This is a genomic window from Microbacterium sp. STF-2, from assembly GCF_034650155.1.
GTDB lineage: Bacteria > Actinomycetota > Actinomycetes > Actinomycetales > Microbacteriaceae > Microbacterium > Microbacterium maritypicum_A.
In genome coordinates, this window is sequence record NZ_JARKMW010000001.1 from 752,316 (window position 1) to 774,004 (window position 21,689).

The 21,689-nt window shown below is 67.9% G+C and carries 20 protein-coding genes; 6 read left to right on the forward strand and 14 right to left on the reverse strand.

The window, feature by feature from the left end; genetic code table 11:
- Genes MicroSTF_RS03625 through MicroSTF_RS03635 form a run of 3 tightly spaced genes read right to left on the reverse strand, consistent with a single transcriptional unit; the run spans position 1 to position 3,111 of the window.
- The gene (locus tag MicroSTF_RS03625) at positions 1 to 909 is read right to left on the reverse strand and encodes a carbohydrate ABC transporter permease (protein WP_029259044.1); all 909 of its coding nucleotides are present in this window, start codon (positions 907 to 909) and stop codon (positions 1 to 3) included.
- Positions 899 to 1,804, reverse strand: coding sequence for a sugar ABC transporter permease (locus MicroSTF_RS03630; RefSeq protein WP_322953648.1), 906 nt, complete (start codon positions 1,802 to 1,804; stop codon positions 899 to 901). The genes MicroSTF_RS03625 and MicroSTF_RS03630 overlap by 11 nt, the downstream gene beginning before the upstream one ends.
- Before the next feature lie 47 nt (positions 1,805 to 1,851).
- A complete protein-coding gene (locus tag MicroSTF_RS03635) occupies positions 1,852 to 3,111 on the reverse strand; it encodes an ABC transporter substrate-binding protein (RefSeq protein ID WP_029265506.1) in 1,260 nt (419 codons plus the stop codon).
- A gap of 200 nt (positions 3,112 to 3,311) precedes the next feature.
- Here MicroSTF_RS03635 and MicroSTF_RS03640 point away from each other — a divergent pair, with 200 nt between their 5' ends.
- Positions 3,312 to 4,463 carry an ROK family transcriptional regulator gene (locus MicroSTF_RS03640; protein ID WP_021200380.1) on the forward strand — a complete coding sequence of 384 codons (1,152 nt, stop codon included), beginning with the start codon at positions 3,312 to 3,314 and terminating at the stop codon, positions 4,461 to 4,463.
- Between the two features lie 18 nt (positions 4,464 to 4,481).
- Here MicroSTF_RS03640 and MicroSTF_RS03645 read toward each other — a convergent pair whose 3' ends face one another.
- The 8 genes from MicroSTF_RS03645 to MicroSTF_RS03680 all read right to left on the reverse strand — a co-directional run bounded on the left by MicroSTF_RS03645 (position 4,482) and on the right by MicroSTF_RS03680 (position 14,655).
- Positions 4,482 to 5,756 carry an alpha-L-fucosidase gene (locus tag MicroSTF_RS03645; RefSeq protein ID WP_416338461.1) on the reverse strand — a complete coding sequence of 425 codons (1,275 nt, stop codon included), beginning with the start codon at positions 5,754 to 5,756 and terminating at the stop codon, positions 4,482 to 4,484.
- 93 nt (positions 5,757 to 5,849) lie between these two features.
- The gene (gene ilvC, locus MicroSTF_RS03650; RefSeq protein ID WP_269320229.1) at positions 5,850 to 7,070 is read right to left on the reverse strand and encodes a ketol-acid reductoisomerase; all 1,221 of its coding nucleotides are present in this window, start codon (positions 7,068 to 7,070) and stop codon (positions 5,850 to 5,852) included.
- The gene (ilvN, locus tag MicroSTF_RS03655; protein WP_017830816.1) at positions 6,958 to 7,467 is read right to left on the reverse strand and encodes an acetolactate synthase small subunit; all 510 of its coding nucleotides are present in this window, start codon (positions 7,465 to 7,467) and stop codon (positions 6,958 to 6,960) included. Before ilvN ends, ilvC begins: the two co-directional genes overlap by 113 nt.
- Before the next feature lie 3 nt (positions 7,468 to 7,470).
- A complete protein-coding gene (locus tag MicroSTF_RS03660; RefSeq protein ID WP_029259041.1) occupies positions 7,471 to 9,273 on the reverse strand; it encodes an acetolactate synthase large subunit in 1,803 nt (600 codons plus the stop codon).
- A 51-nt stretch (positions 9,274 to 9,324) separates the two neighbouring features.
- Entirely contained in the window at positions 9,325 to 11,043 is a 1,719-nt protein-coding gene (ilvD, locus tag MicroSTF_RS03665) for a dihydroxy-acid dehydratase (protein WP_021200376.1), read from the reverse strand.
- A 9-nt stretch (positions 11,044 to 11,052) separates the two neighbouring features.
- Positions 11,053 to 11,850: a trehalose-phosphatase gene (otsB, locus tag MicroSTF_RS03670; RefSeq protein WP_021200375.1), complete on the reverse strand. Its 798-nt coding sequence runs from the start codon at positions 11,848 to 11,850 to the stop codon at positions 11,053 to 11,055.
- Between the two features lie 78 nt (positions 11,851 to 11,928).
- Complete coding sequence (locus tag MicroSTF_RS03675) at positions 11,929 to 13,335, reverse strand: alpha,alpha-trehalose-phosphate synthase (UDP-forming) (RefSeq protein ID WP_029259040.1); 1,407 nt, start codon at positions 13,333 to 13,335, stop codon at positions 11,929 to 11,931.
- Between the two features lie 63 nt (positions 13,336 to 13,398).
- Complete coding sequence (locus MicroSTF_RS03680; RefSeq protein WP_021200373.1) at positions 13,399 to 14,655, reverse strand: MFS transporter; 1,257 nt, start codon at positions 14,653 to 14,655, stop codon at positions 13,399 to 13,401.
- A 209-nt stretch (positions 14,656 to 14,864) separates the two neighbouring features.
- On the opposite strand from MicroSTF_RS03680, the gene MicroSTF_RS03685 reads away from it, so the two are divergent.
- Both MicroSTF_RS03685 and MicroSTF_RS03690 read left to right on the forward strand, forming a co-directional pair.
- Positions 14,865 to 16,070: a PLP-dependent aminotransferase family protein gene (locus tag MicroSTF_RS03685; RefSeq protein WP_322953667.1), complete on the forward strand. Its 1,206-nt coding sequence runs from the start codon at positions 14,865 to 14,867 to the stop codon at positions 16,068 to 16,070.
- A gap of 9 nt (positions 16,071 to 16,079) precedes the next feature.
- Positions 16,080 to 16,379 (forward strand): hypothetical protein, encoded by a 300-nt coding sequence (locus MicroSTF_RS03690; RefSeq protein WP_021200371.1) that lies wholly within the window; start codon positions 16,080 to 16,082, stop codon positions 16,377 to 16,379.
- Between the two features lie 24 nt (positions 16,380 to 16,403).
- Here MicroSTF_RS03690 and MicroSTF_RS03695 read toward each other — a convergent pair whose 3' ends face one another.
- Genes MicroSTF_RS03695 through MicroSTF_RS03705 form a run of 3 tightly spaced genes read right to left on the reverse strand, consistent with a single transcriptional unit; the run spans position 16,404 to position 19,024 of the window.
- Complete coding sequence (locus MicroSTF_RS03695) at positions 16,404 to 17,588, reverse strand: acetyl-CoA C-acetyltransferase (protein WP_029259038.1); 1,185 nt, start codon at positions 17,586 to 17,588, stop codon at positions 16,404 to 16,406.
- Positions 17,581 to 18,249, reverse strand: coding sequence for a CoA transferase subunit B (locus tag MicroSTF_RS03700; RefSeq protein WP_029259037.1), 669 nt, complete (start codon positions 18,247 to 18,249; stop codon positions 17,581 to 17,583). Before MicroSTF_RS03700 ends, MicroSTF_RS03695 begins: the two co-directional genes overlap by 8 nt.
- Position 18,250: 1 nt before the next feature.
- The gene (locus MicroSTF_RS03705) at positions 18,251 to 19,024 is read right to left on the reverse strand and encodes a CoA transferase subunit A (protein ID WP_029259036.1); all 774 of its coding nucleotides are present in this window, start codon (positions 19,022 to 19,024) and stop codon (positions 18,251 to 18,253) included.
- A gap of 104 nt (positions 19,025 to 19,128) precedes the next feature.
- Here MicroSTF_RS03705 and MicroSTF_RS03710 point away from each other — a divergent pair, with 104 nt between their 5' ends.
- Genes MicroSTF_RS03710 through MicroSTF_RS03720 form a run of 3 tightly spaced genes read left to right on the forward strand, consistent with a single transcriptional unit; the run spans position 19,129 to position 21,613 of the window.
- Positions 19,129 to 19,914: an IclR family transcriptional regulator gene (locus MicroSTF_RS03710; RefSeq protein WP_322953673.1), complete on the forward strand. Its 786-nt coding sequence runs from the start codon at positions 19,129 to 19,131 to the stop codon at positions 19,912 to 19,914.
- Between the two features lie 35 nt (positions 19,915 to 19,949).
- Positions 19,950 to 20,387, forward strand: a complete 438-nt coding sequence (locus MicroSTF_RS03715; RefSeq protein WP_322953675.1) for a MarR family winged helix-turn-helix transcriptional regulator — start codon at positions 19,950 to 19,952, stop codon at positions 20,385 to 20,387.
- Positions 20,384 to 21,613 carry an MFS transporter gene (locus MicroSTF_RS03720; protein WP_036271558.1) on the forward strand — a complete coding sequence of 410 codons (1,230 nt, stop codon included), beginning with the start codon at positions 20,384 to 20,386 and terminating at the stop codon, positions 21,611 to 21,613. The genes MicroSTF_RS03715 and MicroSTF_RS03720 overlap by 4 nt, the downstream gene beginning before the upstream one ends.
- The last annotated feature ends 76 nt before the right edge of the window (positions 21,614 to 21,689 follow it).

Below are 21,689 nucleotides of genomic sequence, written 5' to 3' on the forward strand. Positions count from 1 at the left end.
TCAGCGCCCGCCCAGTCCTGCCATCGCGATGCCCTTGACGAGGTGCTTCTGCAACACGATCACGAGAATCGTCGTCGGCACCATCGAGATGATGGCCGCGGCCATCTGCAGGTCCCACCGCGTGCCGGTGAGTCCTGCGAAGCTCGCGAGTCCGACGGGGAGCGTTCCGTGCGCGTTGTAGTCGACCGTCACGATCAGCGGCCACAGGTAGCTGTTCCAGAACGAGAGGAACGTGAACACCGCGAGCACCGCCACGGCCGACTTCGACAGGGGAAGGATGATCTGCAGGAACGAGCGCACGGGGCCGGCGCCGTCGACGCGTGCCGCCTCCTCCAGCTCGTACGGGATGCCGCGGAAGAACTGCCGCATCAGGAACGTGCCGAAGGCCCCGAAGGCGAAGGGCAGGATCAGCGCCTGGTAGGTGTCGACCCAGTTGAACCACTGCATCACCTGGAACATCGGGATGACGAGGACTTCGGCCGGCACCATGAGCGTCGCGAGGAACAGCACGAACACCGCGTCGCGGCCCTTCCAGCGCAGACGCCCGAAGGCGTACCCTGCCGTGGTCGAGACGACCAGAACGACGAGGGTGCCGCCGATCGCGACGATGAAGGAGTTCATGATGTAGGTCAGGAACGGCCCGTAGGCGAACACGTCGACGAAGTTGCTCCACCGCAGCTCGGAACCCACCAGGGTCGGCGGCATCGAGAACATCTCGGCGTTCGGCTTGAGCGCCGAGAAGAACGCGTAGATCAGCGGGGAGATGAAGATCAGCGCCGCGATGTAGATCGCGACATGGGCGAGGATCAGTCGCGCGCGGGCACCCGGTGTGGTCGCCGCGCCGCGCGCACGCTCCCGATCGGAGCGGCCGGCACGGCCCGTGGGGCGGACGAGGGTCTCAGTGCTCATAGTGCACCCACTTCTTCTGCGCGGCGAACTGGAGCCCGGTGATCGCGATGATGATCGCGAAGAGGATCCACGCGGCTGCGGCGGCGAGGCCGAGGTCGCCGAAGGTGAACCCCTGCTCCCAGATGTACATGACGAGCGGCTTGGTGGCGTTGCCGGGACCGCCGCCGGTGAGCATCTGCGGCTGGACGAACACCTGCAGGGAGGTGATCATCGTCATGATCGTCGCGAAGAAGATCGACGGCGAGATCATCGGGATGATGATGCTCCATACCCGGCGGAACCCTCGGGCGCCGTCGATGCTCGCCGCCTCCAGCACGCTCTCGGGGAGCTGCTCGAGAGCGGCCGAGAAGATCAGCATGTTGTAGCCGAGCCCCTGCCAGACGCTCATCACGACGACCATGATCATGGCCCATGACGGGTCGGCGAGGAAGTTCGGCAGCTCGATGCCGAACCAGGTCTGCGAGAGACCGTTGAACAGCCCCTGCGGCTGCAGCATCATCTTCCACACCAGCACGTTGGCGACCATCGGAGTCACCCCGGGGATGAAGAAGAGCACGCGCAGGGCTCCTCGTCCGCGGATTCGCGATCCGAGGCCGAGAGCGAGCACGAGCGAGAGAGCGACGCTCAGCGGCACGTAGAGCAGGGTGTACACCGCCGAGTTGCGCAGCGCCGGCCAGAAGTCGGGGCTGCTGGTGAACAGCTTGACGTAGTTGTCCACGCCGTTGAAGGTCCGCTCGCCGAAGGTCGGCCAGTCGAAGACGCTCATCACGATCGAGAGCCCGACGGGCACGATCGTGAACAGGGCGAGCCCGATCAGGGCGGGGCTTGCGAACCCCAGCGCCTGACCGGCCTCCACCTTGGCGAGCGATCGTCGACGTCTCGTCGTGATCGTCATCTCAGTTCTTTCTCTGTTGCTGCGTTACTGCGGTGGCCGGAGCCGGGTCACTCGCCGAACTGCGCCTGCGCGTTGGAGAGCAGCTCTTCCATCGTCATCTGACCGTTGTAGACGCTGACCAGGTTGGGCTGGATGTAGCTGTCGAGCTTCTGCCAGTTCTTCGTCATGTACAGCGGAACGGTGTCGCCGAACGCGGCCTCGAACACCGACTGCACCTGGTCGCGGTACTTCTCATCGATCGACTCGAAGTACAGCGGCTGCGAAGAGGTGCGCGCGGGGTACGAGCGACCGGAGGAGGCGATGTAGTCCTGCGCATCCTCACCCAGCAGCGAGCCCATGACCTTGAGCGCGGCCTCCGGGTTCTTGCAGTTCGCCGAGATGCCGTAGCCGGAGCCGAGGATCGGGCCGGGGTTGCCGTCCGCACCTGCGGGCAGCGGCACCATGCCGGCGGCGAAGCCGGACTCGTTGTCGAGGTAGCTCACGGCGTTCCACGTGCCGTCGACCGCCATCGCGGCGTTCGCGCCCGTGTACTGGTTCTCACCCCAGCCGGTGTCCGACGCCGACGCCACGGGAGCCGCGACCTTCTTCTCGGTGACGAGCTCGGCATACCAGGTCGAGGCGTCGACGAACGCCTTCTCGTCGATGTGCAGGGTGCCGTCCTCGGAAGCCGGCTGCGTCGCGGAGTACGCGATCGGCATCGACATCCACTGGTAGCCGCCCATGCCCATGCCGAAGCCGTACTTGCCGTCCTTGGTGGCAGCCGCGGCGATGGTGTCGAAGTCGTCGAACGTCCACCCGATCTCCGGGGTGGGGGCGCCCGCTGCGGTCAGCATGTCCTGGTTGTAGTAGACGAGCATGGTCGCGACGTCGAAGGGCACACCGTAGGTCTTGCCCTCGAAGCTGAGGATGCCGTCGGCGCTCGGGTTGAACTCGGACCAGTCGATGCCCGCCGTCTTGAGGTCGGCGTCGCTCAGCTCGCGGAATCCGCCGGTGTAGCCGCCCAGCTGCGCTCCGCTCATACCGGTCACGCACGCCATGTTGCCGCTGGCCATGTTGGTGGTCAGCTTCGTGAAGAAGTCGCTCCACGGCGACGTCTGCAGCTTGATCTTGATGTCGGGGTTCTGCTCCTGCGCGAATGCGACCTGGGCCTCGAGGGCATCGACGTCGGACTCGCTCCCCGCCCACATGTCGACGACGATCGTGTCGCCGTCGGCGGAACCGCCGGTGCCGTTGCCGCTCGCGCAGCCGGTCATCGCGACTGCGACGCCGGCGACGGCGACAACAGCCCCTACACGCAACTTCTTCATTGAATGCCTCCTGGAAGGGAACTGGTTATTTCGAGGCTCGAATTAACCTAGTAGGATTTCGTATGAAGTTACCGTTTCATACTTCGCAAGGGGCCGCAAGCTGAACATCCGATGTTTATCGGACCTTGATAATTCGTAACTCCCGGGAAACACGACCATCCCCCGCTACGCTGACGATGCTCCGACAGGAAAGTGCTCCCATGACGAACACCGCTGACACCACCGTCGACGACCCGCACACGCGGCGGATCCTCGACCTCGTCGCGCGCGGCGAGGCCCGCTCACGATCGGAGCTCGCCACATCGCTCGGCGTCGCCGCATCGACGGTCGGACTCCGCGTGCAGTCCCTGCTCGACGCCGGAGTCCTCCGCGAAGCGGGCGACGGCACCTCGCGCGGCGGACGACGTCCCCGGGTCCTCCAGATCGCCGCGGACGGCTTCGTGCTCTCGGCAGACCTCGGCGGGGGCCACGCGCGCATCGGCAGACACTCCCTCAGTGGCGCCCTCTTGGACAGCGAGTCGATCGCCGTCGATGTGACCGAGGGTCCCGAGGCGACGCTCGACCGCCTCGGTGTCGTGTTCGACCGCCTGGCGTCCGCCGGCCGCGTCCACGCGATCGGCATCAGCCTTCCGGGCCCCGTCGACATCGCGACAGGCTCGGTCGATCAGCCATCGCGGATGCCCGGATGGCCGGGGTTCCGCGTCGGCGAGCACCTCTCCACGCGCTACGACGTTCCGGTGGCGGTCGACAACGACGCCAATCTCGCCGCCCTGGGAGAGCACCGTGAGCGCTTCGGCCACACCGGCCACAGCATCACGGTGAAGGCGGGAACCGCGATCGGCAGCGGCATCATCGTCGACGGCCGCGTGCACCGCGGTGCGACCTCCGCCGCCGGCGACATCACGCACACCCGCATCGACGGCAGCGGCGACATCCCCTGCTCCTGCGGCAACACCGGCTGCCTCGAGACCGTGGCGAGCGGGGCGAGCCTCGTGCGGCAGATGCGAGACCGCGGCAACGACTCCGTGCACACGACGACCGATGTGCTCAGCCTGGCGCGCGATGCGGATCCCCTGGCCACGACACTGGTGCGGACCGCAGGCACCCATCTCGGACAGGCGCTCTCCGGCGTCGTGAACTTCTTCAACCCGCACGCCGTGTTCCTCACCGGCAGCATGAGCGCATCCGAACCATTCATCGCCGCCGTCCGCAGCCGGGTCTACGAGGCGTGCCACCCGCTCGCCACGCAGCGCCTGCGCATCGAGTCCGCGACCACGGGCGCTGATGCCATCCTGCATGGAGCCGCGCGCCTCGCGCTCGAGGGCATGGACATCCCCGTGGCGACGGCCTGAGCCGCCGCCACGAGGGACTCAGTCGTCGATCATCGTCAGTTCGATCACGGGCACGAGCACGTCGGGGCGTCGCACCGGGAGGTGCACCGTCAGCGTCCCCTCGGCCTCCCCCGCAGGCGTCATCAGATCCGCCTCGCGATCCGGATCGGACACGCTGGTCCGGAGCCACGATCCGTCGTTCAGCAGCCGCGCGTACGACACCTTCCCGGCGAGCTCCGGCAGGTGCACGAAGCCCATCGGCCAACTGAACAGGTTCAGGTACAGGCGGTTCCCCCTACGCGTGTACACCCCCTCGCGCGGCGGGGTGAACGACGCGTGCCCGGCGCCGATCACGGCGCCCCGATGCAGGCGCATCCACTCGCCGATCTCTCCCAGCGTCTGCGCATCGCGGGGCGCGATCGCCCCACGTCCGTCCGGGCCGATGTTCAACAGCATGTTGCCGCCCATCGACACAGAGTCCACCAGCATCTGCACGAGCATGGTGGGCGACTTCTGATCGGTGTTGTCACGGTGGTAGCCCCAGGAGCCGTTCAGCGTCTGGCACGCCTCCCAGATCAGCGGTACACCGTCACGCACGATCGGCGAGGTCGGCTGGTACTGCTCGGGGGTGACGAAGTCGGCCGGAATGCCCAGACGATCATTCACGAGCATGTTCGGCTGCAGTTCCCGGCACAGGGCGAGCAGGGCTGTCGCGTCCCAGTCGCCCGGCCCCTTGCCCACCCATCCGTCCTTCTCCTCTGGGTAGGTGAAGTCGAAGAAGAGGTAGTCGATGTCGCCGTACTCCGTGAGGAGCTCGCGCACCTGCCCGTGGAGGTAGTCGCGGTACGCGGCCATGTCGCGCCCGACGTTCAGCGCGTGCGCGCCCTCGTCGTCACGGCGCGGGTGATTCCAGTCCACGGTGAAGTCGGGGTGATGCCAATCGATCACCGAGTGGTAGAGGCCGACCTTGAGGCCCTCGGCCCGCAGCGCCTCCACATACTCGCGCACGAGGTCGCGCCCGGTGTTCGTCACCGACGTGAAGTCCGTCAGCTTCGAGTCCCAGAGACAGAATCCGTCGTGGTGCTTCGTGGTGAGCACCACGTATCCCATGCCGGTCTCCTTCGCCGTGCGCGCCAGGGCGTTCGCATCGAAGAGATCGGGGTCGAAGTGCTCGAAATACTGCCGGTAGTCCTCATCGGTGAGGCGTTCGTAGTTCTGGACCCACTCGTGCCGGGCAGCGCCGCTGTAGAGGCCAAAGTGGACGAACATGCCGAACCGGGCCCGGTCAAACCATTCCTGTCGCATGTCCTCCATCCTGGCATAGACATCGGATGTTTAGAGGCAGAATGACCTCGGTCACGAAGAACGGGCGCCCCCGAAGGGACGCCCGTTCTTTCGAGAATCGAATCAGCGCGCGGCGCTGCCGTCGACGTAGTCCTCATCCTGCTGCTTCCACGCGAAGAGCGAACGCAGTTCCTTGCCGGTGACCTCGATCGGGTGCTGCTCCTCCTTCGCACGCAGTGCCAGGAACTCCTCGGCCCCGTTGTCCTGGTCGTCGATGAAGCGCTTCGCGAAGGCGCCGGACTGGATGTCGGCCAGCACGCCCTTCATGCTCTCCTTGACGCGCTCGTCGATGACGCGCGGGCCGGAGACGTAGTCGCCGAACTCGGCGGTGTCGGAGATCGACCAGCGCTGCTTGGCGATGCCGCCCTCCCACATCAGGTCGACGATCAGCTTGAGCTCGTGCAGAACCTCGAAGTACGCGATCTGCGGCTGGTAGCCCGCCTCGGTCAGCGTCTCGAAGCCGGCCTGCACCAGGTGGCTCACGCCACCGCAGAGCACGGCCTGCTCACCGAACAGGTCGGTCTCGGTCTCCTCGGTGAAGGTCGTCTTGATGACGCCGGCGCGGGTGCCGCCGATGGCCTTGGCGTACGAGAGCGCGAGGTCCCATGCCGTGCCCGATGCGTCGCGCTCGACGGCGATGATGTCGGGGATGCCACGGCCGGCGACGAACTCGCGACGGACCGTGTGACCGGGAGCCTTCGGGGCGACCAGGATCACGTCGACACCCTCGGGAGCGTCGATGTAACCGAAGCGGATGTTGAAGCCGTGCGCGAAGGCGAGCGTCTTGCCGGCCGTCAGGTTCGGCGCGATCGACTCGCTGTAGATCGTGCGCTGGTGCTGGTCCGGCGCGAGGATCATGATGACGTCGGCCCACTCGGTGGCGTCGGCGACGGTCTTCACCGGGAAGCCGGCCTCCTCGGCCTTGGCTGCCGACTTGGAGCCCTCCTTGAGGGCGATCGCGACCTCGACACCCGAGTCGCGCAGGTTCTGCGCATGGGCGTGACCCTGCGATCCGTAGCCGACGATCGCGACCTTCTTGCCCTGGATCAGGGACAGGTCTGCATCGGCGTCGTAGAAGATCTCGGTGCTCACTATGTGTTTCTCCTTGTTCTTTGCGTTTCGTCTTGCTTCGCGCACTCGATGAGCGGCGAAAACTCGGTACTCGGGTTGGTCAGCCGCGCAGGACGCGTTCGGTGATGCTCTTGCCGCCGCGGCCGATCGCGAGAAGGCCGGACTGCGCGATCTCCTTGATGCCGAAGGGCTCGAGCGCGCGCAGCATCGCATCGACCTTGCCCTTGTCACCGGTCACCTCGATCACGAGTGCGTCGGAGGCGTAGTCGACCACGGAGGCGCGGAAGAGGTTCACCACCTCGATCACGTTCGAGCGCGTGGCGTTGTCGGTGCGCACCTTCACGAGCATGTGCTCGCGCTGCACGGAGGTGGCGAAGTCGAGCTCGACGATCTTGATCACATTGATCAGCTTGTTGAGCTGCTTGGTGACCTGCTCGAGCGGAAGCTCGTCGACGTCGACGACGACGGTGATGCGGGAGATACCCGGCACCTCCGTCACGCCGACGGCGAGGGAGTCGATGTTGAAGCCGCGGCGGGCGAAGAGCCCCGCGACACGGGTCAGCAGGCCGGGGGTGTTCTCCACCAGCAGGCTCAGCACGTGGGTCGACATGGATCAGTCCTCCTCGTCGAATGCGGGCGCGTGCTCGCGGGCGTACTGGACATAGCTGTTGCTGACTCCCTGCGGGACCATCGGCCACACCATGGAGTCGGCACTCACGACGAAGTCGATCACCACGGGGCGGTCGTTCGTCTCGAGCGCGAGCTGGATGGCGGCGTCCACCTCCTCTTCCTTCTCCACGCGGATCGCGAGGCAGCCGTAGGCCTCGGCGAGCTTCACGAAGTCGGGGATGCGGATCGTGCCGTGACCCGTGTTCAGATCGGTGTTGGAGTGACGGCCGTCATAGAACAGCGTCTGCCACTGCCGGACCATGCCGAGCGACGAGTTGTTGATGATCGCGACCTTGATCGGGATGTTGTTGATCGTGCAGGTCGCGAGCTCCTGATTCGTCATCTGGAAGCAGCCGTCGCCGTCGATCGCCCAGACCGGACGCTCGGGCTGCGCCACCTTGGCCCCCATCGCGGCCGGCACCGAGTAACCCATCGTGCCGGCACCGCCGGAGTTCAACCAGGCGTTCGGACGCTCGTACTTGATGAACTGTGCCGCCCACATCTGGTGCTGACCGACGCCGGAGGCGAAGATGCCCTCCGGACCGGTGAGCTCGCCGATCCGCTGGATCACATACTGCGGAGCCAGGAGGCCGTCCGTCGTCGGCGCGTATCCGAGGGGGAACTCGGTGCGCAGTCCGTCGAGGTACGACCACCATTCCTCGATGTCGGGCTTCGCGCCGGAGGTCGCCCCGCGGAAGGCCGCATCGAGATCGGTGAGCACATCGCGCACGTCGCCGACGATCGGCACATCGGCCGTGCGGATCTTGGAGATCTCGGCCGGGTCGATGTCGACATGGACGACCTTCGCGTTCGGCGCGAACAGAGCCGCCTTACCCGTGACGCGGTCGTCGAACCGGGCACCGAGCGACACCAGGAGGTCGGCCTCCTGGAGCGCCAGCACGGCGGGAACCGTGCCGTGCATGCCGGGCATGCCGAGGTGCTGAGGGTGCGAGTCGGGGAACGCGCCGCGCGCCATCAGCGTGGTGACGACCGGCGCGCCGGTGGACTCCGCGAGCTCGAGGAGCTCCGCCGACGCCTTGCCGCGGATCACACCACCGCCGACGTACAGCACCGGCTTCTTGGCCTCGGCGAGCAGCGTCGCCGCGGCCTGGATCTGCTTGCCGTGCGCCTTCGTGACGGGACGATAGCCGGGGAGGTCGATCTTGGGCGGCCACACGAACGGGGCGGTCGCCTGCTGCGCATCCTTCGTGATGTCGACCAACACGGGGCCGGGGCGTCCGGTGCCCGCGATCTCGTAGGCCGCGACGATCGCGCCGGGGATGTCCGCGGCATCCTTCACCAGGAACGAGTGCTTGGTGATCGGCATCGTGATGCCCACGATGTCGGCTTCCTGGAACGCGTCCGTTCCCATCAGCGTCGAGAACACCTGGCCGGTGATGGCGAGCATCGGAACCGAGTCCATGTAGGCATCGGCGATCGCGGTCACGAGGTTGGTCGCACCGGGCCCGGAGGTCGCGATGCACACGCCGACCTTGCCGGAGGCCGATGCGTAGCCCTCGGCGGCGTGACCGGCGCCCTGCTCGTGCCGCACCAGGATGTGGCGCAGCTCGGAGGCATCCATGAGCGGGTCGTAGACCGGGAGGATCGCACCTCCGGGAAGACCGAACACGTCGGTGACACCGAGCAGCTCGAGCGAGCGGACCACGGCCTCCGCGCCGGTGATCTCCGGCGCAGAGGATTGACGGGCGGGCGGCCTCGGCACGGCCGGGGCGGTATCAGCAGTCATGAGTTTCCTTCTGATGATCTGTGGAGGACGCCGGACGTCGGAGCGTCCGGGTCAGCCGGTGGTCGCTCCCTCGGCGGCGGACCGCACGAGGCGCGAGTACTTGGCAAGAACGCCTCGGGTGTAGCGCGGGGGAAGCGGCTCCCAGCCAGAACGGCGGGAGGCGAGCTCTGCCTCGTCGACGAGTAGATCGAGAGAGCGAGCTGCGATATCGACCCGTATCAGATCACCATCGCGCACGAAGGCGATAGGACCTGCGTCCACCGCTTCGGGTGCTATGTGGCCGATGCACAGGCCGGTTGTGCCGCCTGAGAATCGTCCGTCAGTCAAGAGTAGTACATCTTTTCCGAGCCCCGCGCCCTTGATGGCCGCAGTGATGGCGAGCATCTCGCGCATGCCCGGTCCGCCCTTGGGGCCCTCGTAGCGGATCACGATGACGGTGCCGGGCTCGATCTCCCCCTCGGCGACCGCGTCCATGGCGGCGCGCTCGCGCTCGAACACGCGTGCGGGGCCCTCGAACACGGCGGCGTCGAAGCCGGCGGTCTTGACGACAGCGCCCTCGGGGGCGAGGGAGCCGTGCAGGATCGTGAGGCCGCCGGTCGCGTGGATCGGGTTGTCGAAGGTGTGGATGACCTCGCCGTCGATCGGCTGCGGGTCGAGGTCGGCGAGGTTCTCGGCGAGCGTCTTGCCCGTGACGGTGAGCGCGTCGCCGTGCAACAGGCCCTCGTCGAGCATCGCCTTCATGATCACGGGGATGCCGCCGTGACGATCGACGTCGTTCATCACGTACTTGCCGAAGGGCTTCATGTCGGCGACGTGCGGGACCTTGTCGCCGATGCGGTTGAAGTCGTGCAGGCTCAGCTCGACGTCGGCCTCACGGGCGATCGCGAGCAGGTGCAGGACGACGTTCGTGGAACCACCGAGGGCCATCGCGAGGGCGATCGCGTTCTCGAACGCCTCCTTGGTGAGGATGTCGCGCGTCGTGATGCCCTGACGGAGCAGGTTCACCACGGCCTCGCCCGAGCGGTGGGCGTAGTAGTCGCGACGACGATCCGCTGCGGGCGGAGCCGCCGAGCCCGGAAGGCTGAGGCCGAGGGCCTCCGCGACCGACGCCATGGTGTTGGCGGTGTACATGCCACCGCAGGCACCCTCGCCGGGAGCGATGGCGCACTCGATGCGCTTGAGGTCCTCCTCGCTCATGAGACCGGCACGGCAGGCACCGACCGCCTCGAACGAGTCGATGATCGTGACGTCCTTCTCGGTGCCGTCAGAGAGCTTGACCCAGCCGGGAGCGATGGACCCGGCGTACAGGAACACGCTCGACAGGTCGAGGCGCGCGCTGGCCATGAGCATTCCGGGGATCGACTTGTCGCAGCCGGCGAGGAGCACGGAACCGTCGAGGCGCTCGGCCATCATGACGGTCTCGACGGAGTCGGCGATGACCTCGCGCGACACGAGCGAGAAGTGCATCCCCTCGTGGCCCATCGAGATGCCGTCCGAGACGGAGATCGTGCCGAACTGCAGCGGGTAGCCGCCGCCGGAGTGCACGCCTTCCTTGGCCCCCTGAGCGAGACGGTCGAGACTCAGGTTGCAGGGAGTGATCTCGTTCCAGCTCGACGCGATGCCGATCTGCGGCTTGTCCCAGTCGGCGTCTCCCATGCCGACGGCACGGAGCATGCCTCGGGAGGTCGTGGCCTCGATGCCGTCGGTGACGACGCGGCTGCGGGGCTTGATGTCGATGGGCGCGCTGTGAGAGGGATCATGCGAGGACATGACGGAAGTCTATTGCCGACGAGAGGCGCGTTCGTCCGCCAACGCCTCCAGAAGCTCGGCGATCTGTTGTGGAGTGTCCACACGCAGGGTCGCGACGCTCTCCCCCGGGCCCACGCGCACGCCGAGGTCGCCTTCTCCGAGCACACGCATCGCGTCCTCGTCGGTCACATCGTCGCCGGCGAACAGGATCCCCGTGGCATCGAAGCGGTCGCGGAGCGCGGCCATCGCGGCGTCCTTGCCCTCGGTGCGCGAGGAGAATTCGAGAACCCGGTGCCCGGAGCGCCGCCGCCAGTGCGGGAATCGCTCGGCGACGAGCGCGTCGATCTCGGCGAAGACGCGTTGCTCGGTCTCCCGGTCCGCACGGCGGGTGTGCACGCCCATGCCGAAGGTCTTGGGCTCGAACTCCGCACCCTCGTACCGTTCGATGATCGGCTTCGCCGCAGCCCAGAGCTCTTCCCGAGCCCCTTCTTCCGTCTCCTCGCCTGGTGCGTCCACGTCGCCCTCGCCGGGGAACCAGTACTGGGCGCCGTGTGAGCCGGCCAGCGCGATCGCGGAGTCGTCCGTGTGCTCGGTGATCACGCGAAGGTCGTGCATGCTGCGACCGGAGACGTAGGCGACGAGCGTGTCCGGCAGAGCGGCGAGGCGTTCGACCTGAACCGCCACCTCGGGAAGCGCCCGTGCCGCCATCGGGTCTGCGACCAGAGGAGAAGCCGTGCCGTCGAAGTCGAGGGCGACCACCAACCGCGGTGTGGCAGCCAGAGCCTGCAGGTCGTCGTCAGCGGTTCCGGGGGTCCAGGGACGCGTCACGGATTCTCCAATCACAGGGGTGGTTCTCGGCGGCTCCGGCGTGAGCCGCACGCTCAGTATCTCGGTCGTGGAGGAACGTCAGCGACCACGGACCTCGGAGAGCGCCGCCAGGAACGACGACGACCACGCGTCGACGTCGTTGTCCAGCACCCGACGTCGAAGCGACCGCATACGCCGCCCCTGCTCCGCCGGAGGCATCTCCACGGCCGTCATGATCGCATCCTTGAGACCCTCGATGTCGTGCGGGTTCACCCGGACCGCCTGCCGCAGCTCATCCGCGGCGCCGGTGAACTCGCTGAGCACCAGCACTCCGCGGTCGTCGACGCGGGTCGCGACATACTCCTTGGCGACGAGGTTCATGCCGTCCCGCAGGGCCGTCACCAGCATCACATCTGCGGCGAGGTACAGCGCGACCATCTCTTCGCGCGGATAGCCCTGGTGAAGATATCGGATCGCGGAATGGCCCATCGTGTCGGTATCGCCGTTGATGCGGCTGACCGCGAGCTCGATCTCGTCGCGCAGGTGCACGTACGCATCCACACGCTCCCGGCTGGGACTGGCGACCTGCACGAGCGTCACGTCTTCGACTTTGAGGCGTCCCTCGGCCAGCAACTCGCCGTATGCCTTGATGCGGTGACGGATGCCCTTGGTGTAGTCGAGCCGGTCGACACCGAGCAGGATGCGCTTGGGGTTTCCGAGGCTCGCGCGGATCTCCGCCGCCCTCGCGCGCACATCCTCGCGGGCAGCGAGCTCGAGATACGGGGTGGTGTCGATCGAGATCGGGAATGCCCGCGCCATCGCCGTTCGGGTGCCGTCTCCCTCGGGGACGGAGACATGGGGGCCCTTGACCTCGTAGCGCAGCCGCCGGCGTACGGCGGTCAGGAAGTAGGTGGCGTCCTGCGCGCGCTGGAAACCGATGACGTCGGCGCCGAGCAGCCCGCGCAGCACCTGGTCACGCCAGGGCAGCTGCGCGTAGAGCCCGTGTGCGGGGAACGGGATGTGATGGAAATACCCGATCGTGACATCCGGGCGCAGTTCGCGCACCATCTGCGGCACGAGCTGCAGCTGGTAGTCGTGAACCCAGACCGTGCCCTCCGGCGCCGCGGCATCAGCGGCCGCCTCGGCGAACCGTCGATTCACGGTGACGTAGGCATCCCACCACTCGCGGTGGTACTGCGGAGGAGCGATCACGTCGTGATAGAGCGGCCAGATCGTGTCGTTCGCGAAGCCCTCGTAGTACTCCGCCACCTCCTGGGCACTCAGCGCGACCGGAATCAGATCGATGCCGTCGGCCTCGAAAGGCTCCAGCTCGACGTCGGCCTGACCGGGCCAGCCCACCCAGGCTCCGTGGACACTGCGCATCATGGGTTCGAGGGCGGCGACGAGTCCGCCCGGAGAGGTGCGCCAGGTCTCCTCACCATCAGGCCCCACCACGCGATCCACGGGCAGGCGGTTGGCGACGACGACGAAATCTGCTGCGGCCACGAGGGCTCCTCCCGGGGGTTTCCTCCAGGCTATCGAGGAACGCGGATTTCCGCGGATCGTCGCTCAGGCCTTGACGAGAGCTTCCCGGCGCCCAACACCAGTCAGGAACCAGTTGGCCAGGCCCGCCGCGAAGGCGATGAACGCCGCGATCATCGGCAAGAGAAGCGCCGCAGGAGTGCCGACGTTCTCTGCGATCTCACCGGCGAACGCGGCTCCGATCGACTGACCGACGACCACACCGGATCCCAACATGGTCATGACGGTGGCCGAGCGTCCGCGCGGACTGCGGGCGGCGCCGAAGCTGTACTGCGTGACGAGGGTGGGTCCGATGCCGATTCCCATGATCGCGAGCGCCAGCATCATCGTGCCCGGTGTGTCGACGAATCCGAGCAGAAGGGTGCCCGCCAGCAGGATGCCGGAGAAGACGAGCCATCGCGCCCGCATCGAGAAGGCGGCGGGAAGCCAGGCGACGCCGAGCGCGAGGATGGCGGAACCGACGCCCATGACCCCGTAGAGGAGCCCGGCCTGCTCCGGCGCGCCGCGATCGGCCATGAACGACGTCAGCGAGGTGAGCATCGTGCCGAAGAAGATCCCGACTCCGAGGATGCCGAGGACGACGATCAGCAATTGCGGGCGGAACAGCTCGGAGACGGCGGACGGCGCCCTGCCGTCGGCGTCGCGGTCCTGCGACACGTGTCGACCGCTGGGGTGCAAAGCGAAGGCACCGACGAAGACCACCGTGAGCACGGCCGCGCCGACCAGAGGCGCCCACGGCGCGATGGCCGACGCGAGGATACCGACCAGGAAGGGACCGAAGACGAACACGGTCTCGTCGGCCGCGGACTCGTAGGCCATCGTGCCCGACACCGTCTTGGCGCGGCGAGCCACGGCCATCCGTTCGTTGATGATCGTCACCAGCCGCGAGCGCGAGAGCGGTGCGACCTGCGGGGCGGTGGCTCCGATGCCCACTGCGGCCAGCAGCACGAAGCCGTCTGCCGCGGTGCCATAGACCACGAACGTGAAGAGCAGGAGCATGGCGCCGTTGGCGAGGGCGAGCACCATCAGGACGACGCGCTGACCGAAGCGGTCTGCGGCGGCGCCGAGAAGAGGCCCGAAGCAGGCCGTGCCGAGGCCGACGGCTGCGGAGGTGAGCCCGCCCAGGGACAGGGAACCGCGGGCGGACACGACCACGGTCAGGACGCCGACCACCATCATGGCGAACGGCAACCGCGCGATGAAGGCGATCAGGAAGTAGGGCAGACCGGCGAGACGCAGAAGGCTCGGCTCGGTGAGTGGTGGGATTGCTGTGGCGCGTGTCATGGCTCTCGCGCGTCGAGGACGCGATGTCGGGTGCCGCCGCTGTCCGTCGGAATGCCGACGGCCGGTAGATACACGGGGTGCGGCCGCGGGCGAGCCGCGACCAGGCCATGATAGCGGGTCGGCCCGGGGAACAGCAGGGAAGCCGGCGCCTCGGGACGGGTCTAGTCTGGGCGACACCCGCCGAACGACAAGCGCAAGAGGAGTCCCCGTTGCCCACTGCCCCGCAGCCCGCCGCGCCGATCCTCTCCCTCCCGTCGCGTTCACAGCGTGCCGGCGGTGCCAAGACCTCGCCGGTCCGCGACCTGCTGGCCCTCACCGCGCGCCCCGAGGTCATCTCGTTCGCCGGCGGGCTCCCCGCGCCCGAGCTCTTCGACGTCGAGGGCATCCGCGCCGCGTTCGATGCCGTGCTCGACTCCCCGGGGGTGCTCCAGTACTCCACGTCCGAGGGAGACCCGGGACTGCGGGACGCGGTCGCCAGACGCTATTCGTCCGACGGGCTGCCCACCGCGGCATCCGACCTCATCGTCACGACGGGGTCGCAGCAGGGGCTGGGGCTCATCTCGACGACGCTCGTCGATCCCGGCGACACGATCCTGGTTGAGGAGCCCTGCTACCTCGCAGCGCTCCAGACGTTCGCGCTGGCCGGTGCCCGCGTCGTCGGTGTCCCCTACGTCGGCGATGACCTCGACCTCGACGCACTGGACCGCCTCGCCGCGCACCATGGACCGAAGTTCTTCTACACCGTGCCCACGTTTCAGAATCCGACCGGACGCACGCACGATGTCGAAGCACGACGCACGATCGCCGCGATCGCGCAGCGCCGAGGCTTCCGGATCGTCGAGGACGAGCCGTACCGCCAGTTGCGGTACTCGGGGGATGCCCTCCCCTCGCTCGCCGCGTTCGCCCCCGAACATGTCATCAGCCTCGGCAGCTTCTCCAAGGTGATCGCACCCGGCCTGCGCATCGGCTGGATCCGCACCACGGCCGACATCCGCTCGTCGATCACGATCGCCAAACAGGCGGCCGACCTGCACACCTCCACGATCGACCAGGCAGCGGCCGCCCACTACCTCGCTTCGGGTCGCGGCGAGCTCGCGCTCTCACGCATCCGCGAAGCGTATGCCGCTCGTCGCGACGCGATGCTGGAGCTGCTTCCCTCCGCGCTCCCGGACGGAAGCAGCTGGAACCGACCCGACGGTGGCATGTTCGTCTGGGTTCGACTCCCCGAGGGACGGGACGCCGCATCGGCGCTTCCCGCAGCGCTCGCTCACGACGTCGCTTTCGTGCCGGGCACGTCGTTCTTCTCCGGTATCCCCGACGAACGCACCCTCCGCCTGTCCTTCACCACCTACTCCCCTGCCAGGATCAGGGAGGGCTTGTCAAGGCTCGGTGCGACCTGGGGTACGGGAAGGTAGCGTGGGGGCATGCGCTACCTCTTCAGCACTGGACTTGTCGCTGCGATCTCTGCCGGGGTCTCCCTGCTGCGCGGCACGCGCGAGCAGCCGATCACCTGGCGCGCCGTCCTGTCGTGGGTGAGCTGGGGAATCACGATGGCACTCGCGGTCGGCGCCGTCGTCGACATGAACCGTGAACGCCGCGGCGTCCTGGTCGACGCCGACTCGCCCCAGTCGGTCAAGAAGGCGAAGAAGGCCCAGCGACTGCAGTTCCGGTCGCAGAAGGCTCTCGCCGACACGCAGGACCACGCGAAGGACGCTCGCCCCTGACGTCCTCCCCGCCCGAGACTCTTGTCACCGGGTGAGGATGAGGGCTTCTCCCTGACCGCCACCGCCACAGAGGCCGACGGCGGCCGTACCGCCACCTCGACGAGCGAGCTCATGTGCGACATGCACCACGAGCCGGTTCCCCGATGCGCCGATCGGGTGGCCGATGGCGATGCCGCCGCCATGGATGTTCACGATGCCCTCGTCCAGGCCGAGCTCCTCCTGCGAACGGGAGACGACAGCGCCGAAGGCCTCGTTGATCTCCACCAGGTCGAGATCGGCGGGCGCGATGCCCTGCTTCTCGCACGCACGTTCGATGGCACGCGCCGGCTGCGCCTGCAGCGAGTTGTCGGGACCGGCGGTCTGCCCGCTCGCTCCGACGGTCACGAGCACGGGCCATCCCTTGGCGTCCGCGGTCCGTCGTGTCGTCACCACCACAGCCGAGGCACCGTCGGAGATCGGTGACGAGTTCCCCGCCGTGATCGAACCTCCCTCTGCGAACGCGGCACGCAGTCCCGCGAGGGTCTCGACGGTGGTGTCCGGACGCACGCCCTCGTCCCTCGTCACGCGCACGGGCTCTCCCCGACGCTGCGGCACGTCGACGGCGACGATCTCCTCGTCGAAGAGACCTGCCTCCTGCGCTGCCGTCGCCCGCTGATGCGACAGCGCGGCCACCCGGTCCTGCGCTTCACGGGTCAGCCCGAAGCGCGCGTTGTGCCGCTCGGTGGACGCGCCCATGCTCTCCCGGTCATACGCATCCGTGAGGCCGTCGTATGCCATGTGGTCGAGAACCTCGACGCTGCCGTACGCCCAGCCGTCGCGCGATCCCATGAGCAGATGGGGCGCGCGCGTCATCGATTCCATCCCGGCGGCGACGACCACATCGGCGTCGCCGGTGCGGATCATCCGCGCCGCGTCGATGATGGCGGTCAAACCGGACAGGCACACCTTGTTCACGGAGTGCGCGGGAACGTCCCACCCGATCCCTGCGCCGATGGCCGCCTGACGCGCCGCGTTCTGCCCCGACCCGGCGGCGAGCACCTGGCCGACGATCACCGCGTCGACGTCGGCCGGATCGATCGAGCTCTGCTCCAGCGCACCTCGGATGGCGAAAGAGCCGAGCTGAGGTGCGGTGAACGCGGCGAGCTGCCCCTTGAGGCGACCCTGAGGCGTGCGGGCGGCGGCGACGATGACGACATCGTTCTCAGTCATGGTCTGTGGTCCTTCCGGTGAGGAGAGTGCGGGAGATGGTGAGCGGTGGTTCCGTGGCGGCGATGACCTCGTCGACCGTGACGCCCGGCGCCGTCTCGACGAGCACCAGGCCTTCGGCCGTCACATCGACCACGGCGAGGTCGGTGATGATCCGATCGACGACACCGCGACCGGTCAACGGCAGCGAGCACTCGTCGACGATCTTCGCGGAGCCGTCCTTGGCCACGTGCTCCATGAGCACGATGACGCGGCCGGCTCCGTGAACCAGATCCATGGCGCCGCCGGGACCCTTGACCATCTTGCCCGGGATCATCCAGTTCGCGAGGTCGCCTCTCACGGAGACCTGCATCGCTCCCAGGATGGCCGCGTCGATCTTGCCGCCGCGGATCATGCCGAAGCTGGTCGCGGAGTCGAAGAACGCCGCTCCGGGGAGGGTGGTGACCGTCTCCTTGCCGGCGTTGATGAGGTCTGGGTCGACGGCGTCCTCCCGCGGATAGGGACCGACGCCCAGGATGCCGTTCTCCGACTGCAGGACGACCGTGACCCCGGGCGGGACATGGTTGGGTACGAGGGTGGGCAGGCCGATGCCGAGGTTGACGTAGGCGCCGTCCTCCAGCTCGATCGCCGCGCGGGCCGCCATCTGCTCACGGGTGAGTGCCATCTCAGGCTCCTTCCACGGCGACGGTCCGCCGCTCGATGCGCTTGGGGATGTCGATGCCCACCTCGACGATCCGGTGCACGAACACGCCGGGGAGGTGGATGTCGTCGGGGTCGAGCTCGCCCGGCTCCACCAGCTGCTCGACCTGCGCGATGCAGATGCGACCGGCCATCGCGGCGAGCGGATTGAAGTTGCGCGCGGCCTTGTTGAACACGAGGTTGCCGTGTCGGTCGCCGCGTGCCGCGTGCACGAGCGAGAAGTCGGTGGTGATCGCCTCTTCCAGGACGAACTCCTTCGGCTGCCCGTTCACCGCGAAGACGCGCACGTCCTTCACCGACGAGGCGGTGGCGATGGTTCCGTCGGGGTTGTACCGACGCGGCAGCCCGCCCTCGGCGACCTGCGTGCCGACGCCCGTCTGGGTGTAGAACGCGGCGATCCCCGAGCCGCCGGCCCTGAGCTTCTCTGCCAGGGTGCCCTGCGGGGTGAGTTCGAGTTCGAGTTCGCCACTCAGGAACTGACGCTCGAACTCCTTGTTCTCCCCCACGTACGACGAGGTCATCTTGCGGATGCGTTGGGCGGCGAGCAGCACGCCGAGTCCCCAGTCATCCACTCCGCAGTTGTTGCTCACCACGCTGAGGCCCTTGGTGCCCTGCGCGAGGAGAGCCTCGATCAGGGCGATCGGGTTCCCGGACAGGCCGAAACCGCCGACGGCCAGCGACGCTCCGTCCTCGATGTCGGAGACGGCAGCCTCCGCAGACTCCCATTGCTTGTCGATCACGTCGGCTCCTTCGATTCCGTGCTCACCCCAGCATCCGCCGACGAGCCGTCTGCGGGGAAGCCGGATCTTGCGATGTGGCCGAACACCGAGGTAGCGTCCACATTATGGAACCCGCCTCTTCAGTTCCCGGCACGCAGGCGATCGCGAGGGCCGCGCGCCTGCTCCGTCTGGTGACCGCCGCGGGCTCCGACGGAGCCTCGTTGCAGGAGCTCGCGGTCGCCGCCGCGCTCTCGCGCTCGACCGCCCACCGCCTTCTGAGCGCCCTCAAATCGGAAGGACTCGTCGACCGCGACGGCGCGAGCACGCGATGGATGCCCGGGCCGGAGCTCTTCCTCATGGGATCGGTGGCAGCGGCCCGCTACGACGTCACCACGCTCGCCCGCGATATCGTCCGGTCTCTCGCCGTGAAGACCGAGGAGAGCGCGTTCCTCTCCGTGCGGCGCGCGGACGAGACGGTGTGCCTCCTCCGCGAAGAAGGGTCGTTCCCGATCCGTTCCTTCGTGCTGAGCGAAGGCGTCCGCTTCCCGCTCGGCGTCGCCAGCGCAGGGCTCGCCATCTTGGCGTTCCTTCCCGACCACGATGTGGATGCCTATCTCGACCGCCATCCGGAGCTGGAGGGAGCGTGGGGGCGCGCACACGGACAGAGCCCGCTCCGAGCGCGCCTCGCCGAGACCAAGGAACGCGGGTATGCCGTCAACCCCGGACTCATCGTCGAGGGCAGCTGGGGGCTGGGTGCTGCGGTCTTCGATCGTGCAGGGCGCCCGGAATGGGCGCTGAGCCTGACCGGCGTCGAGTTCCGCTTCGGCCCGGACCGGATGGCCGAACTCGGTCGCATGCTCCTCGCGCACGCGCACCAACTCTCCGCGAGGATCGCCAGCACCAGGCGGTGATGACCATTCATACCAACCGGTATATACTTGTTGGTATGAATCGCGTCGATGTCATCCCCTCTCTGGTGCTGTCGGGGTACGCGCTCGGCCGCATCGCCGCTCAGGACGCCGGGAACGACGCACCTGCGGCGCAGTGGCGAGTGTTGAGCCTCCTCGAACAGGCAGGCGCGAGAAGGGTGGGTGAACTCGCCGCGGCCGCCCGCACCACCCAACCCGGCATGACCCGCCTCCTCGGCGGCTTGGAACGGGAAGGACTCGTGCTCCGCTCCCCCGATCCCGACGATTCTCGAGCGACGGTGGTCGACATCACACCACGGGGAACCGCCGCCCTCGCCGCCTGGCGCGCCGAGTTCCGTGACACGCTCGCCCCGCGCTTCGCCGCGCTGAGCGACGAGGACTGGGCTGCCCTCACCCGTGCGGCGGAGATTCTCGCCGCGCACACCGCCACTGATCGAACAGGAGAATCTCGGTGAACACCCCCGCCACCCCCTCGGTGTGGAAGCAACCGGCCCAGGTGTGGGCCGTCGCATTCGCGTGCGTCGTCGCCTTCATGGGCATCGGCCTCGTGGACCCGATCCTGCCCGCGATCGCAGAATCGCTCCAGGCCTCGCCGGTCGAGACCGAGTTGCTGTTCACCAGCTACCTCCTCGTGACCGGGCTCGCGATGCTCGTGACCAGCTGGATCTCGAGCCGCATCGGCGCGAAGGCCACCCTGCTCATCGGATTGGCGCTGATCGTCGTCTTCGCCCTGCTGTGCGCCCTGAGCGGCAGTGTCGATGCCGTCATCGGTTTCCGGGCAGGCTGGGGCCTCGGCAACGCCCTGTTCATCTCGACCGCGCTCGCAACGATCGTCGGCGCCGCGTCAGGTGGCAGCAGCGCCGCCATCGTGCTGTACGAAGCGGCGCTCGGCCTCGGGATCGCCGTGGGCCCTCTCCTCGGCGGACTCCTCGGGGAGCAGAGCTGGCGCGGCCCGTTCTTCGGCGTCGTCGTGCTGATGGCCGTCGCATTCGTCGCCGTGCTCGTGCTGCTGCGGGGGCCCGGGGAGAAGCGGGTTCCCGTGAAGTTCTCCGCGCCGTTCGCCGCGCTGCGGCGTCCCGCACTGGCGGTCCTCGCGATCACAGCGCTGTTCTACAACATCGGCTTCTTCGTGCTGCTGGCGTTCTCGCCGTTCCCCCTCGGCTTCGGCGCGATGGGAATCGGCTTCACGTTCTTCGGATGGGGCGTCGCACTCGCCGTCACCAGCGTGTGGGTCGCGCCGATCCTGATGCGCCGGATGCCCCGCACGCGCATCATCCTCGTCGTGCTCCCCCTCCTGGCGATCGACCTCGTCGCCGCCGGCCTCCTGGTCGCGAACGCCGCTGCTCTCGTCGCCTGCATCGTCATCGGCGGGCTCCTGCTCGGCGTCATGAACACCGTGCTCACGGAGGCCGTGATGGAGGCCACGGATCTTCCGCGCTCCGTCGCCTCCTCGGCGTACTCCGCCGTGCGATTCCTCGGCGGTGCGATGGCTCCTCCGATCGCGGCACTGCTGTGGCACGCGTTCAACGCGACGGTTCCCTACCTGTTCGCCGCTGCCTCGGTGCTGCTGGCCGCACTCACGGTGTTCCTGGGACGCCGAGTGCTCGCGCACATCGACGACGAGCCCGCAGATGCGACGACGGAGGACGCCGCGGCCATCCTCGTGGGCGACGCCGCCTGAACCGGACCTGCGACGTCGGAACGGCCAGCGGAGCCCGCTCCGACGTCGCAGCCTGCACCCTCTGGATCTCGCAGCC

Bases quoted from the DNA above. Each gene is read 5' to 3' on its own strand.
- MicroSTF_RS03645 (WP_416338461.1), bottom strand. From the start codon at position 5,756: ATGGAGGACATGCGACAGGAATGGTTTGACCGGGCCCGGTTCGGCATG.
- ilvD (WP_021200376.1), bottom strand. From the start codon at position 11,043: ATGTCCTCGCATGATCCCTCTCACAGCGCGCCCATCGACATCAAGCCC.
- MicroSTF_RS03700 (WP_029259037.1), bottom strand. From the start codon at position 18,249: ATGGCACTCACCCGTGAGCAGATGGCGGCCCGCGCGGCGATCGAGCTG.
- MicroSTF_RS03630 (WP_322953648.1), bottom strand. From the start codon at position 1,804: ATGACGATCACGACGAGACGTCGACGATCGCTCGCCAAGGTGGAGGCC.
- ilvC (WP_269320229.1), bottom strand. From the start codon at position 7,070: ATGCGATGCTGCGCGCGCTCGAGCCCTTCGGCATCAAGGAGATCGCGC.
- MicroSTF_RS03695 (WP_029259038.1), bottom strand. From the start codon at position 17,588: ATGACTGAGAACGATGTCGTCATCGTCGCCGCCGCCCGCACGCCTCAG.
- MicroSTF_RS03690 (WP_021200371.1), top strand. From the start codon at position 16,080: ATGCGCTACCTCTTCAGCACTGGACTTGTCGCTGCGATCTCTGCCGGG.
- MicroSTF_RS03710 (WP_322953673.1), top strand. From the start codon at position 19,129: ATGGAACCCGCCTCTTCAGTTCCCGGCACGCAGGCGATCGCGAGGGCC.
- MicroSTF_RS03660 (WP_029259041.1), bottom strand. From the start codon at position 9,273: ATGACTGCTGATACCGCCCCGGCCGTGCCGAGGCCGCCCGCCCGTCAA.
- ilvN (WP_017830816.1), bottom strand. From the start codon at position 7,467: ATGTCGACCCACGTGCTGAGCCTGCTGGTGGAGAACACCCCCGGCCTG.
- MicroSTF_RS03640 (WP_021200380.1), top strand. From the start codon at position 3,312: ATGACGAACACCGCTGACACCACCGTCGACGACCCGCACACGCGGCGG.
- MicroSTF_RS03625 (WP_029259044.1), bottom strand. From the start codon at position 909: ATGAGCACTGAGACCCTCGTCCGCCCCACGGGCCGTGCCGGCCGCTCC.
- MicroSTF_RS03715 (WP_322953675.1), top strand. From the start codon at position 19,950: ATGAATCGCGTCGATGTCATCCCCTCTCTGGTGCTGTCGGGGTACGCG.
- MicroSTF_RS03635 (WP_029265506.1), bottom strand. From the start codon at position 3,111: ATGAAGAAGTTGCGTGTAGGGGCTGTTGTCGCCGTCGCCGGCGTCGCA.
- MicroSTF_RS03680 (WP_021200373.1), bottom strand. From the start codon at position 14,655: ATGACACGCGCCACAGCAATCCCACCACTCACCGAGCCGAGCCTTCTG.